The 2,788-nt window shown below is 70.0% G+C and carries 3 protein-coding genes; 2 read left to right on the top strand and 1 reads right to left on the bottom strand.

The genetic code is table 11. The features are described 5' to 3' along the window. Positions 1-194: 194 nt before the first annotated feature. Both L0P92_RS43680 and L0P92_RS43675 read left to right on the top strand, forming a co-directional pair. On the top strand, positions 195-1,379 hold the full coding sequence (locus L0P92_RS43680; protein ID WP_372497434.1) for a YncE family protein: 1,185 nt from the start codon (positions 195-197) through the stop codon (positions 1,377-1,379). Between the two features lie 109 nt (positions 1,380-1,488). Further along, positions 1,489-2,130 (top strand): ADP-ribosyltransferase, encoded by a 642-nt coding sequence (locus L0P92_RS43675; RefSeq protein WP_234768684.1) that lies wholly within the window; start codon positions 1,489-1,491, stop codon positions 2,128-2,130. Here the strand turns inward: L0P92_RS43675 and L0P92_RS43670 are convergent. After that, a complete protein-coding gene (locus tag L0P92_RS43670) occupies positions 2,084-2,758 on the bottom strand; it encodes a GNAT family N-acetyltransferase (protein ID WP_234768686.1) in 675 nt (224 codons plus the stop codon). The two genes, L0P92_RS43675 and L0P92_RS43670, sit on opposite strands and share 47 nt — an antisense overlap. Positions 2,759-2,788 lie beyond the last annotated feature (30 nt).

The raw sequence follows: 2,788 nt of genomic DNA, 5'->3' as shown, positions 1-2,788 counted from the left end.
GCCGCCCCTACCCGTCCCATCCCTTGAAGGGGCTCCGCCCCTTCAAGGGATGGGACGGGTAGGGGCGGCGGGGGCGAATGGGGCTGGTTGTGGCGACCCGCGTGAACCGCTTATCGGGTAAATCGCACATTTTCCGGTGCAAAGCTCATTAAATGGTCGCAGTCGCCGCCCCACCCACCCCGGAAGACCTGCCGATGAACCTCATGCACCGCACCCTCCTCGCCGGCGTCGGCCTCGTCGCACTCGCCGCCTGCGGCACCGAGCCCGCGAGGGAACGGACCCGCTCCACCGACCCCCGCGGCACCCAGGCCGCCGCCATCCCCGCCCCGGCGAAGAAGGACACCGTCAAGGGCCTCCCCGGCATGCCCCCCGTACTCGACCCGAAGGACGTCTACGCCGCCGACCGCCCGAACAAGCTCTCCCCGGTCGTCAAGGACTTCCCCTCCCGCGTCTACGTCCCCAACACCGAGTCGGACACCGTCTCCGTCATCGACCCGAAGACGTACGAGATCGTCGAGACCATCCCCGTCGGCCGCCAGCCCCAGCACGTCGTCCCGTCCTGGGACCTGAAGACCCTCTGGGTCAACAACAACCGCGGCCACACCCTCACCCCCATCGACCCCAAGACCGGCAAGGCGGGCAAGGAGGTCGAGGTCCACGACCCGTACAACCTCTACTTCACGCCCCACGGCAAGTACGCCATCGTCATGGCCTCCCTCGACCGCGAACTCGTCTTCCGCGACCCCCACACCATGAAGCGGATCAAGACCGAACCCGTCACCTGCTACGGCGTCAACCACGCCGACTTCTCCCTCGACGGCCGCTACTTCATCGTCTCCTGCGAGTTCAGCGGTGAACTGCTGAAGGTCGACACCCAGAAGATGAAGGTCGTCGGCCAGCAGAGGCTCCCGTTCGACGGCGCCATGCCCCAGGACGTCAAGGTCTCGCCCGACGGCAAACGGTTCTACATCGCCGACATGATGGCCCACGGCATGTGGGTCCTGGACGGCGACAAGTTCGACGAGCCCACCCTCCTGCCCACCGGCAAGGGCTGCCACGGCCTCTACGTCAGCCGCGACTCCCGCGAGATGTACGTCTCCAACCGCGGCGAAGGCACCGTCTCCGTCTTCGACTTCACCAAGAACAAGCTCACCAAGAAATGGCACCTCCCCGACGGCGGCAGCCCCGACATGGGCGGCGTCTCCGCCGACGGCAAGGTGCTGTGGCTGTCCGGACGGTACGACTCCGAGGTGTACGCCATCGACACCCGCAACGGCGAGCAACTCGCCCGCATCCCCGTCGGCAGCGGCCCGCACGGCCTCGCCGTCTACCCGCAGCCGGGCCGCTACTCCCTGGGCCACACGGGCATCTTCCGTTAGAGAAGGGCCGGTTGAGCCCACTGCTCCCGTTGACCCGCGGTCAGTGGACACGCCGCCGTACGGGTGAATATCCAGGCCACGCCGCCGCAGGCCCGGGATCGTGCTCCCCATGATCACAACTCGCCTGCGGCGGCGTGCCGCTGCCGCCGTCCTGTCCCTCTCGGCCGTCTTCGCCACGACGGCCGCCACGGCTCCCGCGTCCCCCGCCTCGGCTCCCGCAGCCGCCGTCAAGGCCGCCGCACCGGCCGCCGCCCCCGCCCCGGCGGCCTGTCCCGTCCAGTTCGACGACAGGATCAAGGCGGCCGTCGACCGCCGCGTCGAGGTCGACCGCATCACCCCCGAACCGGCGTGGCGCACCAGCTGCGGCACGCTCTACCGGGCCGACGGCCGCGGTCCGGACATCGTCTTCGAGGAGGGCTTCAAGCCCAAGGACGTCGTGAACGGCCAGTACGACCTGGAGCAGTACGTCCTGGTCAACCAGCCCTCCCCGTACGTGTCCACGACGTACGACCACGACCTGTACAAGAACTGGTGGAAATCGGGCTGGAACTACTACATCGACGCCCCCGGCGGCATCGACGTCAACAAGACCATCGGCGACACCCACAAGTGGGCCGACCAGGTCGAGGTCGCCTTCCCCGGCGGTATCGCCCGGAAGTACATCATCGGCGTCTGCCCGGTGAACAAGACGACCAAGGTCGAGATCATGAGCGGCTGTCAGAGCAACCCGCACTTCGAGGCCTGGCACTGAGCAGCAGCTCCGCGCCGACCGGACGGTAGCCGGCCGCCTGGAACGCCCGCACACTGCGGGCGTTCCCCGGCGCGACCTGCGCCCACAGCGGCTCCGTGACGAGATGCCGGGCCGCGCTCACCAGCAGCCGCCCCAGCCCCCGGTGCCGTACGTCCTCGTCCACCTCGACCGAGACCTCCAGCCGCCCGGCGACCCCGCGCCCCACCACCAGCACGCCGCCCTCGGCCGCCCACGCGCGCACGTCGTCCCGGCGCCGCCGGGCGTAGCCGATCCGGGGATGGCCGGCGTCCTCGATCTCCCTCAACCGCGACGCGAGCGGCGGCTCACCCGGCAGCGGGGTGCCGACCAGGACCGCGTCGACGGTCTCCGCCGTACGGCCCGTCCGCTCCATCAAGGCCGCCAGGAAGCGCGGGTTCATCGGCGCGGACAGGGCGTCGCAGTCGAGGCCGCGCAGCGTGTCGTACACCCACGCCGGATCCTCGTCGGTGACGACGACGGAGTGCGCGGTGAAGGACAGGACACCCGCGGTCCGGTCGGCGGGCTGCGGGGCGACGACGGTCGTACGGCCGTCCGCGGGCGGGAAGTCCCCCCGCGCCACCCCGTCCAGAATGTCCCGCAAGCCCTCCACCACGACCGCCACCCCCGCGCTCCTTGAGCC

The sequence above is a fragment of the Streptomyces muensis genome, from assembly GCF_021474425.1.
Taxonomy (GTDB): domain Bacteria; phylum Actinomycetota; class Actinomycetes; order Streptomycetales; family Streptomycetaceae; genus Streptomyces; species Streptomyces muensis.
This window is presented reverse-complemented; position numbering and strand designations above follow the sequence as displayed.

Excerpts from the sequence above, each read along its gene's own strand:
- L0P92_RS43680 (WP_372497434.1), top strand. The coding sequence starts at position 195 with ATGAACCTCATGCACCGCACCCTCCTCGCCGGCGTCGGCCTCGTCGCA.
- L0P92_RS43675 (WP_234768684.1), top strand. The coding sequence starts at position 1,489 with ATGATCACAACTCGCCTGCGGCGGCGTGCCGCTGCCGCCGTCCTGTCC.